Below are 23,972 nucleotides of genomic sequence, written 5' to 3' on the forward strand. Positions count from 1 at the left end.
AAGGCCTGGCCAGCGGACCTTATGTCGGCTCCGTTATGTGCCGCCCGGTTGTTTCGTCGTCGTTGCGACCTTCGCGCCACTACGAAAGAGGGGTGGAGTACATCGAAGAAGGGCTGCTGTATCGGGACATACAGCTACCTAACATTAGACCAGCCAATCCGGCATCGGTCTGAAGATCGGAATCGATTTTCAGAAAATGACGACGCGTCGATCGGCGCCGACGGGATCTTTGATGCGTCTGAAAGAACGCGCGGCACTCGGGTAGGACAAGCAGAGGCGGGGGTACAATAGTCGCCCCCGCCTCAAAAGGCAGATCGCTATCTCTGTTCAGACTTCATGGAAGAAGGGTGTTCTTGAGCATATCGACGACGCCCGCCGCACGTTTAGGGCCGGAGAGAATTCCCTTCGCCGAATAGAGCGCCATTCCAAACACTTGTCCCGCTTCCACTTTTGGGGGCATGACCAATTCGTCGCGGACGGTCACGACATCGAGCAGGGCGGGACCCGGTTCGGCGAGCCACGCTTTAACGGCGTCCTCCAGGCCATCTGGATGCTCGATCCGCCGGCCCCACCAGCCCATCGATTCCGCCATCCTGCCGAAATCTGGATTTTGTAGCTCGGTGAAGGTATCGAGTAGACCTTCCACTTTTTGCTCGATCTCGACAAATCCGAGCGTGCCATTGTTGAAAACGACAACCTTGATCGGTAACTCTTCCTGCACCGCGGTCAGCATGTCGCCAAGCAGCATCGTCAGGCCGCCATCTCCGGACATGGAGATCACTTGCCTGCCTGGGTAGGCGGCCTGCGCGCCCAGCGCCTGTGGCATCGCGTTTGCCATCGTGCCATGGCTCAAGCTTACGATTGTACGGTTTGTGCCAGTCGAAGGGATGTGGCGAAGGCACCAGACCATCGGCGATCCGCCATCGGCAGTGAAGACAGCGTCTTGTGCGGCGTGCTGTCCAATCAGCCCGGTCAGATATTGCGGGTGGATAACATCCCGATGACCAGATGTTTGACGTGCGTCGAGGGCCTTCTCGGCTTTATGCGTGTGTGACAGGGAGTGGTCCAGGAAGCTGCGGTCATCGCGAGGCTTAACCAGCGGGATCAATGCCTGGAGCGTGTCCACGATCGTCCCGACTGCCGCGATGTCGACTGGATGACGGCGCCCCAAATGAGTGCCGTTGACGTCGATCTGGATGATTGTCGCTTTGGTCGGGTAGAATTGCCGCCATGCGAAATCGCAGCCAAGCAGCAGAAGCGTATCGCAATCCATGATCGCCTGGTAACCGCCCGCCGTTCCGAACACCCCCGTCATTCCCACGTCATAGGGATTGTCATGTTCGAGGAAGTCCTTCGCACGGCTTGTACGAGCCACCGGAGCCTTCAGACGCTCAGCCAGAGCGAGAACTTCGCCATGCGCCTTCTCACAGCCAGAGCCACCATAGATAGCAATCTTCTTGCCGGTGTTGAGTGCCTCCGCGATCTGTTGCAACTCGGCGTCGGATGGGCGCATCACCGGTTGGGCACGGTGGACGGTGAAATCGGGTTCATCGGGGGCTGCCGCTTGCGACACGTCGACGGGAACGATCAGAACCGCTACGCCGCGTTTCGATAGTGCAGCTTGCGCAGCCATGGCTGTCATTCGCTTGGCTTGCGCGGGCGTACGGATTTCTTCGCAGAAGACAGTTCCTTTGGCATAGACGGATTTGAAATCGACCTCTTGCGGAAATTCAAATCCAAGTTCGTCCTGCACAATTTGGCTGGCGATCAGCACAACCGGGGCACGGTTTCGATTGGATTCCCAGACACCGTTGATGAAATGAAGGCTGCCCGGCCCGCACGATCCGGCACACATGGCAAGTTCACCGGTCAACAGAGCGTCGGCCCCGGCGGCAAATGCCCCGGCCTCCTCGTGCCGGACATGCACCCATCGTATGTCGCTTCGGCGAATGGCATCGGTTACGTAATTCAATGTGTCGCCCGGCACACCATAGCATCGCTTTGCTCCAGCGGCGGACAGGGTCTCTACTATCACATCAGCTACACGTCTCGTCATAACAAATTCCTATAAAAAAACTTTCTGACGCTGGATGAATCCTACGTGCAAGGATTGGTTCCTCACGGAAAATACGTTGTGTATAGGTGTCCAAGGCATTGCTTATGCTGCTAATAATACAGATGTGAACGCCGATTTACGGAGCCCGAGCATTGCTATCCTGCGCGCATATGGTTCACCTGACGACCGTGTTTTAAAGGAGCAGCCGAGTTGGCAACCGACAATCGGACGGCAATCCGCGATACTGTGCGAAAAGCGTTCTATTTCGACTGGCGAGGCGCCGTCGTCGCCACGCCCGCTTTGCTCCTGCTACTGATTGTCGGCGTACTCAGTGAGGCTCATGTTCAGGCTTCGATCGCGGCAGGTGCAGCCTTCGCAACGGGCTTCGGAGCGACTAAGCGTGTCCGCCATAAACGTCTGGATGCGATGCTGCTTACCGGTGCCGGGATGACGGCAGCCAGCATCCTGGGGACCATGGCGGGCCAGGACCCTTTTTTTGAACTCATCGTGACAATGCTGATGGGCGGATTGTGTGGCGCTCTCATCCGTTGGGACACCGCGCTCTGGTGGGTGTGGTTGCAGATTATCATCGCGTTCCTCCTGGCGGCGCACTACCCCGGCGACCTGACGGACGGTGTCAGTCGGGCAACATTGGTCGCGCTGGGCACGGGTATCCAGATGGGTATGGTCCGGCTCATGAAACTGGCTGTCGATGCACCGGAACGGGTGGCGACACCCGAAGACAATGTTCGAACCATCGATCTATGGCTACATGCCTTGCGGGCTGCAATCTGCATAGGCGTGGCACTGCTGGCCAGCCGAGGCGCTCACATCATCCATGAATATTGGGCCCCGATGACTGCGATGATCGTCCTAAAACCTGGCCTGCGCGACACGGCTTTCCGTGGAATCGAGCGGATTGGCGGGACCATACTCGGCATTATGATCGCAACGATCATTATCATGGCGATCGATTCACCGATAGTGAAGGTCATTGCAGCAGCCTTATTGGCCTCGGCTGCATTCGGACTGCAGCAGGCCCGCTATGCCGTGCTCGCCACTGCTATCACTGCGACAGTCGTGTTGATGATCGCGTTGGCAGGTGGCGAAGTTTTTGGTGTCGATTGGGATCGACTGAGCGCCACTGTGATTGGGGGAGGCGTCGCCCTTGCTGGGGCCGCCATAGCGCCGAAGCGGCAAATAAGAGCGAGGGATGACAACCTCTGACCGCCAATGGACGTCTCCGTTGGATGCCCCTCTTGCGTCGTAAAGCCCGCACTGTTGTTCCTGTTGCTGAGACGCCCTTGTGACAAACAAATCAAGTTGCCCCCGGTGCGAAGGCTGTAAAGTCTAATACAAGACGCGTGGGCAGAGAGTTATAAGCTTCGCGTAGAATTCGAAGGAGCGAGGCATGGGACTTTAGGGCGAGAGGATCATCAAAGCATGTTCAATTTGCGCTAGGCGACGCTAGCGCCGCAGCCCGTCCATGACCAGCCTGACGATCCTGTGCGCACGATTACGCCAATCCGGACCTTCCGGGATGGAGTAGATACCAAAGAGCGCGTTGAGCACGTCTGCCGCCTCGATATCTGCCTTGACCGCGTCGGCCTTGACGGCATTGTCCAGTAGCTCTCCAAATGCCATATGTAAGAGCCTGGTGCCGTCGGCAAACAGCGCGGAATTCGATGTAAACAGCAATTTCAGGCTGCTGGCCATGCCCCGTTTTGCCGCCATGTAGCTGACAAATCTGTTCATCCACTCTTCAACCGCCTTTGCAGGCTCTTCTTCCTGCATCAACGCGCGAGCGGATGTTGCAAGAAGTTCCAGTTCCCGCCGATACACGCTTTCCACCAAATGCTCGCGGCTTGGGAAATGCCGATAGAGAGTGCCAATCCCGACCCCCGCACGCCTCGCTATATCTTCCAGCGACGCAGCCGCGCCCTGTTCCGTAAACGCCAGGGCTGCAGTCTCGATCAGCTTTGCGCGGTTCCGCTTCGCATCGGCACGCAGTGGCGACGGTTCAACCGATGGCGCTCGTTGCTTGGGCACGAGAAAGCCCTTCCATAAGAAATTGCTTGACGAATGATCGCAAGTCACTAGTTTAAACGGAGGCGCCTCCGTTTAACGGTGCGCCCTTCGTTTCTTTTAAACCAACCAAGAGACGAATGTCATGCCGAGAATGACGATGGCGGGCGACTATGACCCAAAGAGCTCCATAGGAACTTCGCTGTCATCCATCCATTTCATGTCACGATTCCGGAGGCTCTCATGACGCAATCGGCTATCAACATCAGAGGCAACGATGATGCGGCTCGTTGGTTGCCTCTTAACGCCGACATTTCTGCATCGCCGCCAACGCAGAAGGCTTTCTCAACAGATGCGGCCTATGACATCCTCGCTTTTGCCATTGAGGGCAAGGAGGCGGGGCTCCAGGTCGCATTATGTACCCTGGTGGACATCCGTGGCGGCTCTTCGCGCGCGCTTGGCGCGCACATGGCGGTCGCTAACGACGGTCGTTATTGCGGCTATGTTTCAGGGGGCTGCACGGAAGCTGCCATCGCCTCTGAGGCCTTGGAGACCATAAGAAGCGGACATGATCGCTTTTTCATGCTGGGTGAGGGGTCGCGCGTCTTCGATATCGTTTTTCCCTGTGGAGGCGGCATTACGGTTGCCATCCACATTGTCAAAGACATCGAGCCGCTTCGTTCCACCATGAGCCTCGTCGATAGCCGTCAAAGCGCATGGCTTCACTACGTCCCGCGCCATGAACAACTTTCGGTCACCACAGAGCGCTGTCGGACCGGTTGGGATGGGGACGCCTTTGTCACCTGTTACCGGCCTTCAGCGCGCGTGATTTTATCGGGGCATACGCTCGAGGTCGAAACAGCGGCCAGTGTCGCAAAAGCTGCCGGATACGACGTCATTTTCTTTGACGATGCGGCCAGCCTTCCGCCCGACCGCGCGCTGATTGATTCACACAGTGCGGTTGCACTTCTGCAGCATGACCTGGATCGAGAAATACCTGTCCTTGAGGCTGCGCTCGCTGCATCGCCCTTTTACATCGGCGCTCTCGGCAGTTCGCGCACGCATCAGAAACGAGTAGAGCGATTGCTGCAAGGTGGCCATTCGGCTGAGGTCATCGCGCGGATCAAGGCCCCGATCGGCATTTTCGCTGGAGCAAGAGACGCGCAGTCCCTGGCCCTTTCTGTCATCGCCGATATCGCCGCCACCCGGCAATCCCTTTCGACGCACAACTAAAGCAAAAGCACAAACCGTCGCCTCGATCGGTTCGACGGAAAGCCACGACGAAACAGGATGAGAAGTTTCACACAGGCCGTGAAGGCGCGTTCGTCGCGGACCTTACGATGAGGAGATCTGCAATGCGATTTAACATCAATGGAACGGCAATGGAGGTCGAGGCGGATATCCGCACCTCGCTGCTCGATCTCATGCGCAACTATCTTCATTTGACCGGCACGAAGAAAGGCTGCGATCAGGGGGCGTGCGGGGCATGCACCGTGTTGGTGGACGGCGAGCGGATCAACTCCTGTCTCGCGCTGGCCGTCCAGTATCAAGGCCGAAACATTACGACCGTGGAGGGCCTTGCTGCGAATGGCAGCCTTCATCCATTGCAAAAAGCCTTTATAGAGTATGACGGGTTTCAATGCGGATATTGCACACCCGGACAGCTCTGTTCCGCGGTCGGCATGGCGGGCGAAATTGAACGAAATGTCCCAAGCGTCGTCACCGCCGATCTTGCAAGCGACCACATCACCCTCGACGAAACCGAAATTCGCGAGCGCATGAGCGGCAATCTCTGTCGATGCGGCGCCTATAACGGCATCGTTGAAGCCATTTCGGAAACGCTGCTCGAGCAGAGGTCGGTCAAAGTCAGCGAGAGGGCACCGGCATGAATATTTTCTCCTATCACCAGCCAACGGACGGTGTATCGGCCGTCGCGCTCAAAGAGGCCGGCCCAAAAGCCAAATATTTGGGCGGGGGCACCAACCTTGTCGATCTCATGCGTGAGACGGTCGAGAGACCAGACGCGCTGATCGATGTTACGCAGCTTTCGAACACGATCGAAGTGCGGGCAGATGGCAGCCTTCTGGTTGGCGCCGGAGTAAAGAACACGGCGCTTGCCACGCACGCGGTCGTGCGGTCGCAATTTCCGGCCCTTTCCCGCGCCATTTTGGCGGGTGCAAGCGCGCAAATCCGAAATGTCGCAACGGTGGGCGGCAACATTCTTCAGCGCACCCGGTGCCGGTACTTCTATGACAATGCCGCCAGATGTAATAAGCGCCAACCGAATTCCGGCTGTGATGCCCTGGAACGGTTCAATCGCTACCATGCGATCCTCGGCGCATCGACAAACTGCGTCGCGACGCATCCTTCGGATATGTGTGTCGCACTTGTCGCCCTAGATGCGGTGGTCCATCTCCAAGGGCCGAAAGGCACGCGCAAACTGCGCCTGCAAGATCTTCACCGTTTGCCCGGCGAGACGCCGGAGATCGAAACAGAGCTGCATCCGGATGAACTCATCACCGCGGTGGAAATTCCTCCGCTGTCTCTTGGCTATCGATCCACCTATCGAAAGGTAAGGGATCGCGCGAGCTACGCTTTCGCTCTCGTCTCCGTTGCTGCTGCTCTCGATATCAACGGAGCTGGCGAAGTGCAGGATGTCAGGCTGGCTCTTGGCGGCGTGGCACACAAGCCTTGGCGGGCGCTTAAAGCCGAAGCGATTTTGAAAGGTCAAAGGGCTACCGCGGATACGTTCCGTGCCGCCTCCGAAGCGGAACTCGCTGACGCAATTGGCTTGCGAGACAACGCTTTCAAGATCGAGTTGGCAAAGCGGACCATCGTTGCGGTTCTTGAAGAATTGAAGGGAGAGAACGCATGAGCTCCGACACCAAGATCCTACCTGATGCAGCTAGACACGGTCGCTGGCAACCCGCGGTTACCAGTGACCCGCTTTTGCGAAAACACGGATCGCTTGGGCAGTCCGTAGCGCGCATCGAAGGCCCAATGAAGGTCCAGGGAAAAACGCGCTTTGCTGCGGAATTTCCCTACGATAACATCAGCTACGCAGCCCTTGCATTCAGCACCGTTGCGCGCGGTCGCATCATCGAATTGCATGTCAGCGCGGCCGAAGCTGCACCCGGCGTCATTCTCGTCATGACTTATAAGAACGCGCCGAGGATGAAGGCACCCTCGCTGATGATGTCATCTCCGACAGCCGCTGGCGCAAGCGATCTTCCTGTGATGCAAAACGACGAAATCCATTGGAACGGTCAGCCGATTGCTTTGGTGCTTGCCGAGACACAGGAGCAGGCGGATTACGCTGCATCGCTGATTGAGGCAAAGTACGAACTGATGCCCGCGGTCCTGTCCTTCGAAGAAGCAAAAAGATCGCCAAGGCAACTCGAAAACCTGCTCGGTCAGCCCCCGTCGGTTGAAATTGGCGACGCCGAGGCTGCATTTGCAAATGCAGAGGTCAAGGTCGATCTCGTCTACCGAACACCACGCCATAACCACAACGCCATTGAGTTGCATGGGGCGACGGTTGTCTGGAACGATGACGAACTCCGCGTCCACGATGCCAGCCAGTTGCTTGACCTGACCACGGGACAATTGGCGGATATTTTCGGCCTCGATATCAGCAAGGTTCATGTGACCTCGCCTTACGTTGGTGGGGGCTTTGGCGGTAAGTGCTTGTGGGATCATCAGATCCTGGCTTGCGCGGCAGCGAAACTTGCAGGGCGGCCTGTGCGCATCGTCCTGTCGCGCGAGGGTGTGTTCCGCATCGTCGGCGGACGCACGGTGACTGAACAGCGCGTGGCATTGGGTGCAAGGCGCGACGGTACGCTTGATGCGCTGATCCACACCGGTACTGCTGCGATGACGCCGCATAATTCCTGTCCGGAGCAATTTACTTTTCCTGCTCGCCATCTCTATGGCGCCAGAAACTTCAGGATCGGACAGGATGTGGCAGACCTGGACATGCTGGTGAACACGTTCATGCGCGCGCCGGGAGAGTCCGTCGGCACTTTCGCGCTTGAATGCGCCCTGGATGAACTCGCGGAAAAACTGGGGCTTGATCCCATCGAATTGCGTCGGCGGATTGAGCCGAAGACGGATCCAACGACCGGCAAGCCATTCTCTTCCCGCTATCTCATTGAAGCCTATGAGAAGGGCGCGGAGCAGTTCGGTTGGAGTAAAAGAAGCCAGACGCCGCGTCAAAGACGCGAAGGCGAGTGGCTCATCGGCATGGGATGCGCGACCGCGACCTATCCTTACCATCGCTTTCCTGGTGGTGCGGCGCGGATCAGGCTGACGGCGGACGGCCATGTTACGGTTTCGACTGCTGTCCATGACATGGGCATGGGAACGGCCACCGCTCAGGTCCAGCATCTTGCTGCCCGCTTGGGTCTCCCGCTCGATCACGTCACTTTTGAATATGGCGACAGCCGACTGCCAAGGGGCGTGATCGCCGGGGGCTCGACGCAGACTGCATCCATCGGCGGCGCCATCATCGCGGCGACCGAAGTCTTTGTCGAAGAGTTGGTCAAACTCGCCGGCAACGACTCTCCCCTTGCTGGCCTTTCGCTTGCGGATGTCGAGACCAGAGATGGTGGGCTGGCGCATATCAGTGACAGCAGCCGGTTTGAAAGCTATCGATCGATCCTTCAAAGAGCGGGGAGAGAAGACGTCGTTTGCGAGGCGGAAGCACCCGCGCCTGCAGAAATGCAGGCCTTTTCGATGCACTCCTATGGCGCGCAGTTCTGCGAGGTGCGTGTGAGTGAGGTGACAGGCGAGGCCCGCGTGTCCCGCTTCCTGGGTTCGTTCGACGCAGGGCAGATCCTCAATCACAAAATGGCAACCAGCCAGTTCAAGGGTGGCATCATCATGGGCATTGGTCTCGCGCTAACCGAAGAAACCAACTTCGATGAGCGGACCGGGCGCGTCGTGAACGCATCGCTAGCGGATTACCACGTGCCAGTGCAGATGGATGTCCCGGCAATCGAAATCCTCTACACCAACAAGCCCGACCCGCAAGCGCCGATGGGCGCGCGCGGTATCGGTGAAATTGGTATAACCGGGGTCGGTGCGGCCGTTGCGAATGCGGTTTACAACGCTACAGGGATTCGCGTTCGCGATCTCCCCATCACCTTGGACAAGCTGATGACGGGTTTTGCTGACTGATGCGTCACGCCTAAAGGTGGTCGCCCGGAATTTGGGATGTCATGGAAAGAGCCGCGACAGACGCGGCTCACTTACCGCCGGCCGTCATCTGAGAGAAATGACGCTGTCCTTAACATTCGGAAGTGCTGGAATGATGCCGCTTTTGGCATACCATTCAGCGACGGCTCCAATCTGTTTGACGTCCGCATCGGTCACGGACGTGGTGGGCACGGCGTTGTTCTCGCCAATTTTCGCCGCGAGATTGCTCGGGACATTCATCTCCTTGACCCACACCGCGCCAGCTTCTTCCTTATTGGCGACCGCCCAGGCGTTCTCGGACTTGATAACATCGAAGACGAGTTGGAGTTGGTCTGCCTTCGACGTGGCAAACTCCTTGCTGGCAACCAGAACGACGGCATTGTCCGACTTGATCGCCGCCCCATCGGCAACTACCTTCCCATCATAGGCGGATTCAGCGATGGTCAGAAATGGGTCCCACGTCGCCCAGGCATCGACGTGACCCTGGGTGAAGCTCGGCCCACTATCGCTTGGGCTCAAATACACACGCTCGACGCTTTTCGGGTCGACACCATTTGTCTGCAGACCCTGCATCAGGAGATATTCACCGGTGCCACCCCGATTGACGGCAACCTTCTTGCCGGCAAGATCCTTGATCGAGGCGATGCCGGAGTCCTTTTTCACCACGATGCCTTCAGCACCCGGAGACATTTTCTGGTAGGCGAAAATGACCAGCGGAATTTTAGCCGACAAGGCAGCAATCGCCGATGTCGAGCTGCCTGCCGTGATGTCGATGCTGCCAGCGTTGAGCGCTTCGAAAGCGGGAGCTGCTGCGGGGAAGGGGCCAGCCCATTCTACTTTAACGCCCTTTTCGGCGAGCGCTTTTTCCAAGGTGCCGCGCGACTTGGCCAAGGTAATATCGTTCGGCCCGCGAAGCCAGCCGATGCGGATCGTTTGGTCTGCTGCCTGAGCCGCAGGGATAAGGCCCGTCACCGACGCTGCTACAACGAGGGCGGATAACAACTTTCGCTTGGTAAACATCATAATATCCAGTCTGCCGCTTCGGCTAGGGAGTGAGGGTTGGCTTCAGGCATGGGACGGTTCGACGCCTAGCTCTTGCAGGAGTTCTGTTTCGACAAGCGTCAGTTGAGGATCGCTTCGGCGTCGAGGATGGGGAGCATCGATGCGGATTTCGCGCGCGATACGCCCCTGATCGAGAACAAGAATGCGATCGGCAAGCGCGACGGCTTCCCATACATCATGGGTGACGAGCAACACGGCGGGCTTGTGCTTGCGCCACAGTTCAAAAACCAGATCGTGCATGCGCAATCTGGTCAGCGCATCAAGGGCCGCGAAGGGTTCATCGAGAAGAAGAAGAGCGGGCTCGCGCACCAGGGCACGCGCCAGCGCTGCCCGCTGTGCTTCGCCTCCCGACAAGGTCAGAGGCCATGCATCTTGCCGGTGAGACAGCGCGACATCCGCCAATGCCTGGCTGGCGCGCGAACGGGAGTCAGGCGTCTTCACGCCGAGCGCGACATTATCCTTGACGCTTTTCCACGGAAGAAGTCGAGGCTCCTGAAACACCACCGAACGCCTGGAGGGAATCTCCAGTTTTTCTGCAGGAGCGGCGTCAAGGCCTGATAGCACCCGCAGCAGCGTCGATTTTCCCGATCCACTGCGACCCAGAAGCGCAACGAATTCACCCGGCGCGATGGTCAGGTCGATGCCGTCCAGGATGGCCGGCCCGCCAAAGGAGCGATGAAGCTGTCTGATGTCGACAATATTGCTCATGCGATCACCTGCGGGCGCCAGCGTAGTGCATAAGCTTCGATCATCCGCACCAGTCCATCCGTCAAAAGACCCATCATCGCGTAAACCAGCAGGCAGACGACGATGACGTCGGTTTGCAGGAAATCGCGTGCATAGGTGATGATGTAGCCGAGGCCGCTCGAGGCATTGATCTGCTCGCCGACCACAAGGCTGAGCCAGGCGACGCTCAGCCCGTAGCGGATGCCGACCAGAAGCGACGGCAGCGCGCCTGGAATGATGATGTGGCGGATAATGCCAGCGGTGCCGAGATCGAGTGTTTGGCCCGCTTCTATGAGCTTCCTGTCGATGCCGCGGATGCCGCCATGTAACGTTAGATAGATCGGAAAGATTGCGCCAAAGGCAACGAGACCGATCTTAGGCGCTTCGCCGATACCGAACCAGAGAATGAAAAGCGGAAGAAGGCCAAGGAACGGCATGGCTTTCAGCATCTGGATCGGCGGATCGATGACAGCTTCACCGAGCCGTGAGAGGCCGGAAATAAGCGCAAGCGTGATGCCGACGAAGACCGCGATCGAAAACCCGGCCACGACGCGCAAAAAAGAAACAGCAATCCCTGTGATAAGTTCTCCGGACTCGATCAGACGAACTGCCGTCGCGACGATATCGCTTGGGGCTGCAAGTATGCGCGGGGACAACAGACCGACGGTGCTGGCAACTTGCCATATGACGATGAGCGCAATCGGAGATGCGATACGGGCGCCGATCGTCCACAGCCGGCCGTCTGCATTCCTCGGCCTGGCGGATTGGTCGGCCCGTTGCCGCTTGTCTTGCGCTGATGCCATTGTGTCAGACATTGGCAGGCTTTCCGCTGAGGTCCCGGTCGAACAGGGTGGACCATGTGAAATGCTTGCGTTCCGGTGTCACGCGCGCCACGGGAAGGCGCGGTAGTACCAGTTCGCCGAAGCGATAGGCCTCTTCAAGCAGGGGCATGCCCGATAGAATGAAGGTATCGACGCCGACTTTCTGGTAGGCTTCGAGCGTGCGGATCACTGTGTCGGGAGAACCGACAATGGCCGTGCCTGGACCGGGACGAACGAGTCCCACACCTGCCCACAGGTTGGGGGCAATCTCCAGATCGCGCAGATTGGCAGGCTTGATGCCGCCATGCATGGCGCTCATACGCTGCTGGCCGACCGAGTCCGTGTTGGAGACGAAACGTTGGTTTGCCGCGATCGCCGCGTCGTCCATCTCATCGTAGAGGTCGGCCGCGGCCTCCCAGGCCTTTTCATCGGTTTTGCGGACGATGACGTAGAGGCGGATCCCGTAGTTGAGCTCTCGTCCGTACTCGGCAGCCTTTGCCTTGACCCGTTGAACCTTCTCCCCCATCTGCTCGGGTGTCTCGCCCCAGGAAAGATAGGTTTCGACGTGCTTGGCTGCGACGTCCATGGCGCTGTCCGAAGACCCGCCAAACCAGAGCGGCGGCGGCTGGATGGAGGTGCCTGCTGGCAGTGCCAGCTTGGCCCCTTCCGTCTGGAAATACTTGCCTTTGTGAGTGACGCTCTCGCCCGCCATCAGCCGGTGCCAGATGGCAAGATACTCATCGGCCATCGCATAGCGCTCATCATGCGGCAGCATCATGCCATAGGCACCCAGCATCTTGGCATCGCCGGAGACGACATTGAGCATCAACCGGCCGTTCGAAAACTCCTGAAATGTCGCAGCCATCTTTGCAAGAAGGGTGGGCGCGATCAGGCCGGGATGAAATGCGACGAGGAACTTCATTCGCTCTGTGTAGGGCAGGAGGGCACTGGCGAGCGGCCAAACGTCATGCGCACCCGTGGCAAATAGAGCACCGGTAAAGCCCAGATGGTCATAGGCCTGTGCGAGCTGCTTGTAATAGCCATAGTCGATAGTGCGGGAGCCTTCCGGCTTCCAGGGATAAGCGCCATCGGGCGCGCACATGTACCAGAGCACGTTCATGTCAGAGATCTCCCTTATTCACCGGATAGATAGTCAGTTTCGTATCAAGGTCGCCGTGGTGAAAGAGTGTGTCGGCCTCTTCCTGCTGTTCGCGCAGCAGCGCCTGGTCGGCTCCATCCACCTGCCAGTTCCGCTCGGAAACCACGCGGGTCCATGCGCGCCGTTCAGCCTCTTCGCCAGAGGCGGACAGAAGCTCGGCGGCCTTTTCCGGATCGTTGGCGATCTCTCTGCCGAGACGTTTCAACTCGCCAGTGAAGTCCTCTAGGGTTGTCTCGGTCAGTCCGCGATTTTGGATCGTCCAGAAGGTTGAGCGATTGGGGATAAGGGTCCCGCATCGCGCAAGAACGGTAAAGTCGCCGCTGACGAGAACCTGCTCCAGATGCGGGGTCATCGCAACCCAAGCCGCGACGGCGTTATCGCGCAACGCCGCAAGAGATTCACCGGGCGACATATCCTGGCGAATGGTGTCCGTCAGGCGCAGTCCGATCTCTTCGAGTTGCTTAGCCAGAAGATAGCTCAAGAAGGAGCCATCGACGAGGGCGATCGGCTTGCCTTTCAAATCCGCGACCGCATTGATGTCGCTGGTTTTCGAGATGAGGATCGCACCATTCGTCGGCCGTGGCGCAGATGCAGCCGCATAGACGACAGGAAGCCCGGATGCTTTTGCGAGGATCGGCGGCGTCGACCCGGTACCGCTGATGTCGAACTCACCCCTTGCCAGCCGCGCGCCGGTCTCTCGGCCTTCAGCATAGGCGACGAACTCCGGTTTCATGGTTGAAAATGCGCCCGGCCAGCGAGAGGCCAAGGTGAGATGGAGGTTATTCGGATGATGACCGATCCTGAAAACCAAAATGCGTCCCCTTATTGATCTTCTTTATACAAATTTATATAATGATAGAGTGAAGGGCGCGAGGAATTCAACCCTCTTCCCAGAGGGGCGAACGGAAAAATTTTTCTAAGATTGGGAGCGAGGAGAGTGAGCATGCAAGCGTCAGGTAACGGGAATGAACGTAGACCGCACCCACCGAAGGTGAAATGCCGCGCGATCGGTGCGGCATCCGATTTTTTGAAAGCCATGTCCAACCCGGTACGCCTGTCCATCCTATGTGTCTTGATGGAAGGCGCGCGCACCGTTGGTGAACTGGAAGAGATTCTTGACGTGCATCAACCGACCCTGTCGCAGCAGATTGGCGAGTTGAGGGACGCTGGTATTATCGTGGGAGCGAGACAGGCGAAAGCGGTTCTCTACCGTCTTTCAGATCCGCGCGCTGGGCAAATCATCGGTCACCTGCGGCTGCTCTTTCCAGATGCCGATGCATCGAAGATCTGGAAGGGAACACAGTTCACCTCATCAACCGTAGCGCCCATGAGTTGACAGGCTTTCATCGCGCTGGCAAGCACGACATTGAATGAGCCGACTGTCTTCGTTGCCCGCTTGTTCCACGAGGGAGCCCTCACGAAAAGGCTGTCCGAACGCGGGCCGGAGATCAGGCAAAAAAGCGATTGGCTGGTCGTGGCAAGCCAAGGTGCTCGCGCAAGGTCGTGCCTTCGTAGTCGGTACGGAACAGACCGCGCCGTTGCAATTCCGGCACCAACTTCTCCGTCACATCCTGCAAGCCTTGCGGCAGAAAAGGGAAGACGCAGGTAAAACCGTCCGCCGCCTCTTCAGCAAGCCATGTTTCCATCTCGTCGGCAATCGTCTTCGGTGTGCCGATGAAGGCCAGTCCCGCATAGCCGCCGTAGCGTTGTGCCAGTTGCCGCACTGTCAGTTTTTCCTGCTCGGCAAGCCGCAGCACCTGCGCACGTCCGCTCTTACTGGCATTGGTTTCAGGGATTTCAGGCAGAGGGGCGTCGGGATCGAAGCCGGAAGCATCGTGGCCAAGCGCGATGGAGAGGGAGGCGATCGCGCTTTCGTAATGCACAAGGCTATCGAGCCTGGCACGTTTAGCTTTTGCGTCTTCCACGCTGTCGCCGATCACGATCATTGCGGCGGGAAGAATTTTCAAATGCGCGGGGTCGCGACCAACGGTCGGCATGCGGCCCTTGATGTCGGCATAGAGCGCCTTGGCGGTCTCAAAATCACGGGGTGCTGCGAAGACGACTTCGGCCGTTTCCGCCGCTAGTTGCTTGCCGGGTTCCGACTGGCCCGCCTGGACGATGACCGGCCAACCCTGGACCGGTCGGGCAATGTTGAGCGGGCCGCGCACGCTGAATTCTTCTCCTTCGTGATCCAGCACATGCATCTTGTCCGGATCGAAGAAGATGCCGCTTTCCTGATCGCGGATCATCGCGTCGTCGGCAAAACTGTCCCACAGTCCTGTGACAACATCGAAAAATTCGCGGGCACGCTTGTATCGTTCGCCATGCTCCACATGATCGGAGAGGCCAAAATTGCGAGCGGCGTCGGGGTTGGAGGTCGTGACAATGTTCCATGCGGCGCGTCCGCCACTGATATGGTCCAGAGAGGCGAACCGGCGGGCAACATGGTAAGGCTCGTCGAAGGTCGTCGAGGCGGTTGCCGCAAGACCGATCCTGTCCGTCACGGCTGCCAATGCAGATAAGAGGGTGAACGGCTCGAAAGACGTTACCGTGTGGCTACGCCTCAAGGCTTCCACAGGCATGTTGAGCACTGCCAGATGATCCGCCATGAAGAAGGCATCGAACTTCGCTCCCTCCAATGCCTGCGCGAAGGACTTCAGATGGCTGAAGTTAAAGTTGGCATCCGCCCAAGCCCCAGGATAGCGCCAGGCGCCGGTATGAAGGCTGACGGGACGCATGAAGGCGGTCAGGTGAAGCGATTTTTGCATGAAGTCGATCCCGTGGACTGAAGAGGAGACGCGTGGAGCGGGGCGAACTTTATATCGAGACGGGACCCTCTTTGCGCAAGGGTGAGTTCGCTGGCAGTTCGTTCAGTCGAAAAATCAAACTTGCCAGGCTGACTGCCGTCCCGCCCGAAGGCTTCATCAACGCGAACTCTGGTGTCGCGAATGCCAGCAACCTCCGCTCTAGAAACGGTATGAAAACGTGGTTTTACTCTGGCTGTAATTTATTTCTCCATCGCCCGATCAGTTTCGTCGCTGATGCATTTACATGCTGGCCGGAAATCACGGCAATACTTTCAGCGCGTGGGGGAATTTGTGAGCGGTATCGAGAGAAACGCAATCGCAGGAGGGGCAATCTCGAGTGGATCGGGTGCTCTCAAGGTGCCAACCCTTTCTGGTCGGACAATCGTTGTGCTGATCGGCGTCGCGGTCATTCTGTATGTCGGGCAGGATGTGTTCATTCCCCTCGCGCTTGCCCTGCTGCTGACTTTCACGCTTGCTCCGATCGTTAGCTTTCTGCGCAAGCGTCGCGTCCCGAAGATCGCCGCCGTCCTCATGGCGGTGGCAAGCGCCTTCCTGGTGATTGCGGCTTTCGGCTTCATCGTCGCGGGACAGGTGGCCAATCTGGCGGACAACGTTCCGACCTATCAGCGCAATATCGTCGCGAAGGTACAGGCACTGAGCCAGGCTGGGTCCGGCAGCGGCGTGCTCGAACATATCAGCAAAGTCGTTGAACGCATCGGCTTGGAAATGCAGGACAATGCCGAGGAGAGCAAGGAGGGCGCCGCGGTACAAACGTCCAAACGCGAACCGATGCCCGTTGAAATCATTACGCGCTCCAATCCGGTGCAAACGCTCGGCAACTTTATCCTGCCGCTGATCAGCCCGTTTGCGACAGCTGGTCTGGTCATCGTCCTCGTCATCTTCATGCTGCTGGAGCGTGAGGAGTTGCGCGATCGGTTCATCCGTCTCGTCGGGCTCGGCGATCTGCACCGGACAACGGCAGCGCTGCAGGACGCGGGAAAGCGGGTTGGCAAATACCTCCTGATGCAGCTTGTCGTAAACGCGCTTTATGCCCTTCCCATCGCGATCGGACTGTGGGTGCTTGGCATTCCCAACGCTATTCTCTGGGGACTGCTAACGCTCGTGCTGCGGTTCGTCCCCTATATCGGGCCGGTGATCGGCATGATCCTCCCGTTGTTCCTGGCGCTGGCGATTGCGCCCGGATGGTCTCTCGTCGCATGGGTGGCAGCACTCTTCATCATAACGGAACTCGTCAGCAACAACGTCGTCGAGCCTTGGCTTTATGGTAGCCATACCGGTCTGTCCCCACTCGCGATCATCGTTTCAGCGATCTTTTGGTCATGGCTCTGGGGACCCGTCGGGTTGATGTTATCCACTCCTCTTACCGTCTGCCTCGTCGTGCTCGGGCGCCATGTCCCACAGTTCAGCTTCCTCGACGTTCTTCTGGGGAACGAGCCCGTCCTGCAGCCACAGGAGAAGCTCTATCAGAGACTTCTTGCGGGAGACCCAAACGAGGCGACCGATAACGCCGAAGATTTTCTAGAAGACGAGTACCTCCTCGATTACTACGAGCAAGTCGGATTTCCGGCTCTGAAACTCGGTGAGTTGGATCGCCAGCGGGGTGTGATGACGGAAGCGCAGATTGCCCTATTTGCGTCCACAACCCAGACACTGATCGGCAATCTGGCAGAGATCGCCATCGAGGAAGAGGCCGAACGCGATGTGTCAGTGCCAGACGAGGCTGCGCAGGTCGAGGCAACTGAGAATCCCGCAACGACGGAAACCAAGAGGAAATCGGTCCTCTGCATTGGCGGCAGGGGCGCGATGGACGACGCTGCCGCTTCGATGATTGCGCAAGCTCTTGCTATCCAGGGGGCGACGGTTTCCCAGGCCGAGCATTCCATGGTTAGCGGTACGACCATAAACCTGCTTCCCCTCTCAGGGATCGACACCGTCGTCATCGCATTTCTGAACGCAGGGTCGAGGGCTCATGCCCGCCAAGCTGTACGCCGCCTCAAGCGTCAAAAGCCATCTTTGCGGGTAGGGATCGTCATGCCAGCGACCGATGGTGACAGAGAAAGTCCGCTAGCGGCAGAGGACATCGACGCCGACTTCGTTGCGACCGGCATCACTCACGCTGTCCGGGGCGCTCTTTCGGACGGAGATGCTGTTGCGATACGCGTCACGAAACGCGTGGGGCGGGCGCGCGAAAGGAAAGTCAATCCGCTCGTCGCGTGAGCAACGATGCACTCGGCTCGTTTTGATCCGCCTTGAACCGGTCTTCGTGGGCGGACCGCCGACCCTTATCATATTTTGGTGTTGCTGGTGACCCTTAGCACAGCGTTCGCGGTTCGTCGGAAGCGCGTCGCGATCTTTCATATCAGCTGTTTTCGATTCAGGCATTATTTTTTCGCATGTCGTTATCGCAAAGCCAGTGACCACTTTTGCGCGACCTGCTTCAAGCCTCACTGCCGCGCTGAATGCGTCGAATTCCCACGCTCCAAGGCTTTCGCAAAAGATTAAGCAATCTTGAGTAGGAATGGTGCAAGAGAAAATTATGGTGTTGAATGGCTACCGAACTAGATCTTCCGACTGTTCTTTTCCTCCAGAAGACGTCTTACATCGCGGGTGCCGTGACCTTAGGATACTTGCGACTAAGCTTTTCTGGGGAACGAGGCGTTGGACTGCTCGCTGCAAGCTTCCTAATCCTGGCGGCGGGCTCTACCCTGGCCGGATATGCTGAGCTCTATCCAGCTCTCTATGGCGTTCTTAGCCTCATAAACATAGCCTTTGGCGTTCTCGGATACTGCCTGCTGAGTGCGGCCTTTGTTCTCGTCAGCAAGCCGAAGCGGAAATTCCATCCCTGGCTTGTCTTCGTGCCTATGCTTGGCATTCTGTTTGCAGGTCTCGTCACGCAACTTCATTTGAATAATACCTACCGGGCCGTAACCTTTACGTCCTTGGGATTTCTGGCATTTGCTGCGACGGCAGTGGTCGTCATGCGCGACGCTCGTCGTGAACCGCTGCCTATCCGAAAGTTGGTTGCAGGGACGCTTGCGGCTACCAGTCTTCTCTCGTTAGCGATGGCCATCGAGTTCTGCTTCAACACATTCCCGATACTGGGAGTTGTCGACGGATTTTCACTGATGATCATTTCCAAATTCGTCTTAGCAGTTTCGATCGTGATTTTTATTAGCGAGCGTCAGCAGACCGAGATCAGACAGTTGGCCAATCGCGATCCACTGACCGGTCTCTACAACCGTCGTGCATTTGGCGAGATCGTGCCGAGCAGCCTTCAGGAAGGGGACGCCATCCTCTTTCTCGACATAGATCACTTTAAGCAATTGAACGATCATTTTGGGCATGCTGCGGGTGATCAGGTTCTCGTCATGATGGCCCAAGCGATCCAGTCGACCACGCCGTCTTCAGCTTTGCTGGCACGCCAAGGCGGCGAAGAGTTTGTTGTTTTCCTTCCAGCAGAGGTTGGTGACGCCAAACTCCACGCAGAGCGAATTCGAAAGACGGTTGCGGACTTGCATTTTCCAGCGATTGCCTCGGAAATTAAAGTGACCATCAGCGTCGGGATCGCTAGGGCATCTCGTCAACGGGCGGGGCTGTCAGAAGTTTGTCGTCAAGCCGACCGGGCTCTGTACCTAGCTAAAACTGGGGGACGAAATCGTGTGTGTGATGCTGATCACAATACCCTCCAGCAAGCAAGCTTCGGTTGAAGCCTCTTGTTCTCGAAACTCTTGGAGCGCCTTGCATCCTTTTGGACGCAAGGCGCTCTAACTCTTTCAACCTACGCATCGTTCTAATCCGAAGATCGAGTTCGGTTTTCGCGCCGATGCTATAGGATGCAATGCTCCGCTATCGCATACATCTGGGGCTCGCCGCTCCCGGCGGGCCCCGGTCGTCATGCCTCAGGCCGGATAGAGCGACGGTAGCTTCGACGAGGTCTTGCCCTGCGTATTGCCGATCTTGCGGTCTTCCCTTGCAAGGACGTTAAGCCAATCGTGGGTTTTCGCCTCTGCTGCTTCTGCCACAGGCGCGAAGGCGGCTTTTTCCAAAGCGGCAATTGCCTCTCTGGCTGCATCCGTCATGGCAGGGTCACCACCGGCCAGCCGGCGCCAGGCGAGAACACAGCCGTAGGATCCGCGCAGATCGTCGGATTTCCCCTTGCTGATCGCCAAAGCCAGTTGCTTGCGACGGTCGGAAGACGTGTCCGAACGCTCTTCCTGCTTGGACGTATTGGCCGCGACGGGCTGTCGGAGGCTTTCATTGGCGTGCTGCTTTCGTCTGAAATAAAGGGCAACGCCGCCGAGTGCGGCCAGAATCGCGGCGGCCCCCAGTCCTGCAACCATATAGGCGGGCAAGACCTCGGTGCTTTCCGGATGTCCTTGCGGCTTGACCGAAGAGGCAGGTGCGGCTTTTTGCGCCGCCGCGGTTTGGTTGGCAGGTGGTATCGTTCCCTCGGCCTTGATGACCTCGCTTGGCAGAGTGGCCGTCTTTGCTTCTCCCGAGACACTGTCGGTCCAGTTCACCTTGATCTCCGGTAGCGTTATCTCACCACCACGGGTTGGCACGACGGATACGAGAAAATCCTTTCTCGCCACGGTGCCGTCAGCCGTTTGATCCTCGCCCGTCTGCGTCTCATCAAGATAAATGCGCGCGCCATCCGTGTTTTCGAAGGACAGGTCGGGAAGCTGAACTGTGCTAGCACCAAGCGCCAGCAAGCTGACGCGCCGGGTTACCGCTTCTCCTTCCTTGAAGACCGGGTGTTCGGGAGACCATTTGGCGGTTAGCTTGACGTTCTTGGCGGGCAGGAACCACTGGTGCTGCCCGGAGGCGGCGTTGGGATCTGCGCGTACCGTCAGTTTGATCGGTTCGGAGCGAACGGCAAACGGTTTTCCGCTGTCGAACATGTCGTTGAACATGGACGAGGGGAAGCCAGGGAAGCCCTGGAAGTCTGCGAAGGGATCGCGGCCCCGCGCTGAAGGGTCCGCGACCGAGCCGCGCAGGACGAAGGGAGGAATTTCAATTGCACCCTTTTCCTGGGGCTTGAGCATATAGGTGCGCTCGATAACGTTCACCGTCTGCCCATTCCGGGTGGCCTGGCTCACCCTGTCTTCTCCGCGTTGAACGAGTTCGAATGCGCTTGATTGCGGTGCGACGAGTTCGGCGCTCTTTATCGGCGCGCTGGTCTCGATCCGCACGGTTAGCGGCGTTTCCTGAAACAGGAAGGGGCTGCCATCCTTGAGGCTCGCGGAAAGGTCGATCGCCGAGGTGCCGGTGGCTTTGGGCATCGAGCCCGCATCCACCACCTTGATAGCGACCGGTGAGCTGCTCAGGCTTCCCGCGGTTATTGCGGGAATTTCCAGGGTGCCCGTCGATTTCGGTGACAGGGACACGATCCAGCTTTCGCTTTGGGACCGCTTTCCGTTGATGATTTGCGTCGACGAGGACTGCGATGTGCCCAGGACGTCAAAATCCTTCTGCAGAGGCGTAAGGTCCGGGCTTGCATCCGCCTGGCCGTTGGTCGTCAGCGTCAGCTGAAACGTGTCGCCTTGCGCCACCGTGCCGCTGTCCACGCGGGCGGATAGCCCTGCGGCGAAGGCAGGAACGGCAAGCGCAATCGAAAGAGCAGCAGCGCTGACTGTGGTCTTGAGGCTATTGAAATTCATAGTTCTGCTTCCTCTTAGTTGGAGCCAGACCGAAGCTGGGCGTAGTGTTGACGAATACGGGCACGCAGCAGGCCGGACGGATCGTCAGGAACTTCGCGCAACTGTTGCTCGACTGCCTGATCGACGACCGGAGCCCCGGGTACGGAGGCCTTCACCTGCTCGCCGCCCTTGTCGGTGCCATTGCCTTCCAGGACACTGGACAGCATTCTCGAAAGAGCGTTTTCACTTTCCTTGCCGGCTTGTCCGCTTTGGTTGCCGGAAGCGCTTGCCTGCTGACGGGCCTTGGCAGCCTCCTGTGCGGCCTGGTCCGCCTGGGCGAGCCCCTCGGGACCGGTCTTGTCTTGCTGCTGGCCTGCCTGCTCGCTGCCACTGTCCTTACCCTTCGGCTCGGTCCCAGAGGCATCCTGCATTTGTTGCTGGCCAGCACCCGCGTTTTGATCCTTGGCCTTTTCTGCTTCAGCCTTTGGAGACTGGCCGGCTTTTGCCTGATCGGAGGGTTTTGATGCATCGGCCGATGCCTGGTCTTTGGGTTGTTCGCCTTTCGACGCGCTTTGCTGGTTGGCGCCTTCCTGCGAGCTGTTTTCCTGACCCGGCTGAGCGGCAGACTGCTGTTGATCGCCCGATTGGCCGGATTGTCCGTCTTTCTGTTTCTGCGACTTTTCAGAGGCCTGCTGCTGGTCCTGCTTTCCGGACTGACCCTGAGATTGCTGCTGATCCTGCTTTTGACCGTTGCTAGCGGATTGCTGTTGCTGGTCCTTATTGCCGGAACCACCGGCCTGCTGCTGTTGGTCCTTTTTATTGTTCTGGCCGGATTGTCCGCCGTTTTGTTGCTGGGAATTCTCCGAAGCCTGCTTCTGGTCCTGTTGGCCACCTGCGCTCTGTTGCTGCTGCTGGCCTTGCGAACCGGACTGCTGATCTTTTTGATCCTGCTGGCCGGACTGACCCTGAGATTGCTGCTGATCCTGCTTTTGACCACTGCCACCAGACTGTTGCTGTTGGTCCTTTTTGTCGCCTTGGCCAGATTGCTGCTGCTGCTTGTTTTTCTCCTGTTCCTGCTTTTTCTGATCGTCGATCAGCTTCTGGACGAGATCACGATTGTGCTTCGTGTCCGCATCATGAGGGTTGGCAGCCAGCGCCTGGTCATATGCGCCAAGCGCCTCCTTCAGCTGGCCGGATTTCGCAAGCGCATTGCCGCGATTGTAAGCACTCTCGGAAAAGTCCTGAGCCGCTGCCGCGTAGTCACCCGCGCGGTAGGCTGCAGTGCCACGCCAGGAGGGTGTCTCGAACTTGCCAGATGCCGTGTTGAAATCTCCTGATGCGAAAGCCTTCTTGCCTTGCTGGTCGGAGGTTGACCATAGGTCCTGCCAAGTCCCTGCATGGGCCTGCCGTGTCGAAAGGCCGGGCACGAAATTCAGGCATACGATCAGTCCGATGGCGAAGACCAGGCCGCGCCGGAAGGCAAAGGGCAGAAGCAGGACCGGCAGGATCAGGAGCCAGTAGCCCATGTCGACCCAGCTGTCGGCTTTGAAGTCCTGAGCTTTGCCCGCGGCTTCAGCCTTTTCGGTCTTGGGCAGGATGCGGTCCAAATCGGTGCTGTTTGCGGTCACGCTAGAGTAGACACCACCACCTGCCTTGGCGACTGCGCCAAGAGCTTCCGCATCAAGCGACGTCGTTACTTTTTCGCCGGAGCGATCGGTAATGGCCTGACCGCCTGCCGTCTGTAACGTGGCTCCCTTTTCTGTGCCGACGCCGAGAACCGAGACGGTATAACCGGCTTTGCGTGCATCGGCTGCTGCCTTTTCAGTTGCTGCCGCATCACCGGCATTATCGGCGAGCAGCACGATTTTACCCCGCGTTGCATTCGCTCCCTTCAAGACGGAGACCGCCTCCGAGACAGCAAGATCCGGCCTGTCGCCCAGTACGGGCATCAGTTTGGTGGAAAGGTCGGGGATCATCTGAGAAATCACTTTGTTGTCGCTTGTTAGAGGTGCGGCGACGAAGGGGATGTCCGAATAGATGACCAGTGCGCGCTCATCGCCTTCTGTACGGGCGAGGACGTCGCGCAACTTGTGGACCGCACTGCGCAAACGACTCGGCGACAAATCGTCTGAATTCATTGATTGCGCCAGGCTGAGAACCGCAACCACGGGCTCTCCACTGGTAAAGGAGGGAACCTCAGCCTTCTGCCAGGTCGGCCCTGCGAGCGCCGTGACCAGGACAACCAGCATGGCCGCTGCCACCGATGGCAGGAAGCGCGATGCGCGGGCTGTTGCGCCGCTCATGGCCAAGTAACGGAGCAGGTGCGCATCGACATATTTGCCCCAGTTGCCGCCGGTGGCGCTCTTGCGGGACCGCATGACGAGCCACAGAAGAAGGCCCGCCGGGATCAATGCCCAGAACCATTCCGGGCGCATGAAGTGGAACAGATTGGTTTCCATG

General features: G+C 58.2%; 18 protein-coding genes. 8 read left to right on the forward strand and 10 right to left on the reverse strand.

The features are described 5' to 3' along the window. Positions 1-334: 334 nt before the first annotated feature. Positions 335-2,056: a thiamine pyrophosphate-dependent enzyme gene (locus tag EYC79_RS11200; protein WP_130978026.1), complete on the reverse strand. Its 1,722-nt coding sequence runs from the start codon at positions 2,054-2,056 to the stop codon at positions 335-337. Positions 2,057-2,266: 210 nt separating this feature from the next. Here EYC79_RS11200 and EYC79_RS11205 point away from each other — a divergent pair, with 210 nt between their 5' ends. After that, positions 2,267-3,283, forward strand: a complete 1,017-nt coding sequence (locus tag EYC79_RS11205) for an FUSC family protein (protein WP_112520333.1) — start codon at positions 2,267-2,269, stop codon at positions 3,281-3,283. A 240-nt stretch (positions 3,284-3,523) separates the two neighbouring features. Here EYC79_RS11205 and EYC79_RS11210 read toward each other — a convergent pair whose 3' ends face one another. Then, on the reverse strand, positions 3,524-4,105 hold the full coding sequence (locus tag EYC79_RS11210; RefSeq protein ID WP_162693010.1) for a TetR/AcrR family transcriptional regulator: 582 nt from the start codon (positions 4,103-4,105) through the stop codon (positions 3,524-3,526). A 219-nt stretch (positions 4,106-4,324) separates the two neighbouring features. On the opposite strand from EYC79_RS11210, the gene EYC79_RS11215 reads away from it, so the two are divergent. From EYC79_RS11215 to EYC79_RS11230, 4 genes are all read left to right on the forward strand, one after another. Then, the gene (locus tag EYC79_RS11215) at positions 4,325-5,314 is read left to right on the forward strand and encodes an XdhC family protein (RefSeq protein WP_130978027.1); all 990 of its coding nucleotides are present in this window, start codon (positions 4,325-4,327) and stop codon (positions 5,312-5,314) included. 122 nt (positions 5,315-5,436) lie between these two features. After that, positions 5,437-5,970 carry a 2Fe-2S iron-sulfur cluster-binding protein gene (locus EYC79_RS11220; protein WP_130978028.1) on the forward strand — a complete coding sequence of 178 codons (534 nt, stop codon included), beginning with the start codon at positions 5,437-5,439 and terminating at the stop codon, positions 5,968-5,970. After that, positions 5,967-6,956 (forward strand): FAD binding domain-containing protein, encoded by a 990-nt coding sequence (locus EYC79_RS11225; protein ID WP_130978029.1) that lies wholly within the window; start codon positions 5,967-5,969, stop codon positions 6,954-6,956. Before EYC79_RS11220 ends, EYC79_RS11225 begins: the two co-directional genes overlap by 4 nt. Further along, positions 6,953-9,259 carry a xanthine dehydrogenase family protein molybdopterin-binding subunit gene (locus tag EYC79_RS11230; RefSeq protein ID WP_130978030.1) on the forward strand — a complete coding sequence of 769 codons (2,307 nt, stop codon included), beginning with the start codon at positions 6,953-6,955 and terminating at the stop codon, positions 9,257-9,259. The genes EYC79_RS11225 and EYC79_RS11230 overlap by 4 nt, the downstream gene beginning before the upstream one ends. An 84-nt stretch (positions 9,260-9,343) precedes the next feature. On the opposite strand, the gene EYC79_RS11235 is transcribed toward EYC79_RS11230, so the two are convergent. Genes EYC79_RS11235 through EYC79_RS11255 form a run of 5 tightly spaced genes read right to left on the reverse strand, consistent with a single transcriptional unit; the run spans position 9,344 to position 13,778 of the window. Next, positions 9,344-10,297, reverse strand: coding sequence for an aliphatic sulfonate ABC transporter substrate-binding protein (locus EYC79_RS11235; RefSeq protein ID WP_130978031.1), 954 nt, complete (start codon positions 10,295-10,297; stop codon positions 9,344-9,346). Between the two features lie 45 nt (positions 10,298-10,342). After that, positions 10,343-11,047, reverse strand: coding sequence for an ABC transporter ATP-binding protein (locus tag EYC79_RS11240; RefSeq protein WP_130978032.1), 705 nt, complete (start codon positions 11,045-11,047; stop codon positions 10,343-10,345). Then, complete coding sequence (locus EYC79_RS11245; RefSeq protein ID WP_245495259.1) at positions 11,044-11,880, reverse strand: ABC transporter permease; 837 nt, start codon at positions 11,878-11,880, stop codon at positions 11,044-11,046. Before EYC79_RS11245 ends, EYC79_RS11240 begins: the two co-directional genes overlap by 4 nt. Then, positions 11,873-13,006 carry an LLM class flavin-dependent oxidoreductase gene (locus tag EYC79_RS11250; RefSeq protein ID WP_130978033.1) on the reverse strand — a complete coding sequence of 378 codons (1,134 nt, stop codon included), beginning with the start codon at positions 13,004-13,006 and terminating at the stop codon, positions 11,873-11,875. The genes EYC79_RS11245 and EYC79_RS11250 overlap by 8 nt, the downstream gene beginning before the upstream one ends. A 1-nt stretch (position 13,007) precedes the next feature. After that, complete coding sequence (locus tag EYC79_RS11255; protein ID WP_130978034.1) at positions 13,008-13,778, reverse strand: ABC transporter substrate-binding protein; 771 nt, start codon at positions 13,776-13,778, stop codon at positions 13,008-13,010. Positions 13,779-13,988: 210 nt separating this feature from the next. On the opposite strand from EYC79_RS11255, the gene EYC79_RS11260 reads away from it, so the two are divergent. Then, entirely contained in the window at positions 13,989-14,381 is a 393-nt protein-coding gene (locus EYC79_RS11260; protein WP_082546489.1) for an ArsR/SmtB family transcription factor, read from the forward strand. Between the two features lie 112 nt (positions 14,382-14,493). Here EYC79_RS11260 and EYC79_RS11265 read toward each other — a convergent pair whose 3' ends face one another. Further along, the gene (locus tag EYC79_RS11265; protein ID WP_130978035.1) at positions 14,494-15,813 is read right to left on the reverse strand and encodes an LLM class flavin-dependent oxidoreductase; all 1,320 of its coding nucleotides are present in this window, start codon (positions 15,811-15,813) and stop codon (positions 14,494-14,496) included. Positions 15,814-16,086: 273 nt separating this feature from the next. Between EYC79_RS11265 and EYC79_RS11270 the strand changes: the two genes are divergently transcribed. Together EYC79_RS11270 and EYC79_RS11275 are read left to right on the forward strand one after the other, a co-directional pair. Beyond that, positions 16,087-18,090: an AI-2E family transporter gene (locus tag EYC79_RS11270; RefSeq protein WP_130978036.1), complete on the forward strand. Its 2,004-nt coding sequence runs from the start codon at positions 16,087-16,089 to the stop codon at positions 18,088-18,090. Positions 18,091-18,419: 329 nt separating this feature from the next. After that, positions 18,420-19,580 carry a GGDEF domain-containing protein gene (locus EYC79_RS11275; RefSeq protein ID WP_130978037.1) on the forward strand — a complete coding sequence of 387 codons (1,161 nt, stop codon included), beginning with the start codon at positions 18,420-18,422 and terminating at the stop codon, positions 19,578-19,580. A 192-nt stretch (positions 19,581-19,772) separates the two neighbouring features. Here the strand turns inward: EYC79_RS11275 and EYC79_RS11280 are convergent, their stop codons facing one another. Beyond that, positions 19,773-21,533, reverse strand: coding sequence for a BatD family protein (locus EYC79_RS11280; RefSeq protein ID WP_130978038.1), 1,761 nt, complete (start codon positions 21,531-21,533; stop codon positions 19,773-19,775). 14 nt (positions 21,534-21,547) lie between these two features. Next, the gene (locus tag EYC79_RS11285; protein ID WP_130978039.1) at positions 21,548-23,971 is read right to left on the reverse strand and encodes a tetratricopeptide repeat protein; all 2,424 of its coding nucleotides are present in this window, start codon (positions 23,969-23,971) and stop codon (positions 21,548-21,550) included. Between the last annotated feature and the right edge of the window lies 1 nt (position 23,972).

It is taken from the genome of Agrobacterium cavarae (genome assembly GCF_004310285.1).
Classification (GTDB): domain Bacteria; phylum Pseudomonadota; class Alphaproteobacteria; order Rhizobiales; family Rhizobiaceae; genus Agrobacterium; species Agrobacterium cavarae.

Coding starts and splice junctions, on each gene's coding strand:
- EYC79_RS11200 (WP_130978026.1), bottom strand. CDS start 2,056: ATGACGAGACGTGTAGCTGATGTGATAGTAGAGACCCTGTCCGCCGCT.
- EYC79_RS11215 (WP_130978027.1), top strand. CDS start 4,325: ATGACGCAATCGGCTATCAACATCAGAGGCAACGATGATGCGGCTCGT.
- EYC79_RS11220 (WP_130978028.1), top strand. CDS start 5,437: ATGCGATTTAACATCAATGGAACGGCAATGGAGGTCGAGGCGGATATC.
- EYC79_RS11225 (WP_130978029.1), top strand. CDS start 5,967: ATGAATATTTTCTCCTATCACCAGCCAACGGACGGTGTATCGGCCGTC.
- EYC79_RS11230 (WP_130978030.1), top strand. CDS start 6,953: ATGAGCTCCGACACCAAGATCCTACCTGATGCAGCTAGACACGGTCGC.
- EYC79_RS11235 (WP_130978031.1), bottom strand. CDS start 10,297: ATGTTTACCAAGCGAAAGTTGTTATCCGCCCTCGTTGTAGCAGCGTCG.
- EYC79_RS11240 (WP_130978032.1), bottom strand. CDS start 11,047: ATGAGCAATATTGTCGACATCAGACAGCTTCATCGCTCCTTTGGCGGG.
- EYC79_RS11245 (WP_245495259.1), bottom strand. CDS start 11,880: ATGTCTGACACAATGGCATCAGCGCAAGACAAGCGGCAACGGGCCGAC.
- EYC79_RS11250 (WP_130978033.1), bottom strand. CDS start 13,006: ATGAACGTGCTCTGGTACATGTGCGCGCCCGATGGCGCTTATCCCTGG.
- EYC79_RS11255 (WP_130978034.1), bottom strand. CDS start 13,778: ATGAAACCGGAGTTCGTCGCCTATGCTGAAGGCCGAGAGACCGGCGCG.
- EYC79_RS11260 (WP_082546489.1), top strand. CDS start 13,989: ATGCAAGCGTCAGGTAACGGGAATGAACGTAGACCGCACCCACCGAAG.
- EYC79_RS11265 (WP_130978035.1), bottom strand. CDS start 15,813: ATGCAAAAATCGCTTCACCTGACCGCCTTCATGCGTCCCGTCAGCCTT.
- EYC79_RS11270 (WP_130978036.1), top strand. CDS start 16,087: ATGCATTTACATGCTGGCCGGAAATCACGGCAATACTTTCAGCGCGTG.
- EYC79_RS11275 (WP_130978037.1), top strand. CDS start 18,420: ATGGCTACCGAACTAGATCTTCCGACTGTTCTTTTCCTCCAGAAGACG.
- EYC79_RS11280 (WP_130978038.1), bottom strand. CDS start 21,533: ATGAATTTCAATAGCCTCAAGACCACAGTCAGCGCTGCTGCTCTTTCG.
- EYC79_RS11285 (WP_130978039.1), bottom strand. CDS start 23,971: ATGGAAACCAATCTGTTCCACTTCATGCGCCCGGAATGGTTCTGGGCA.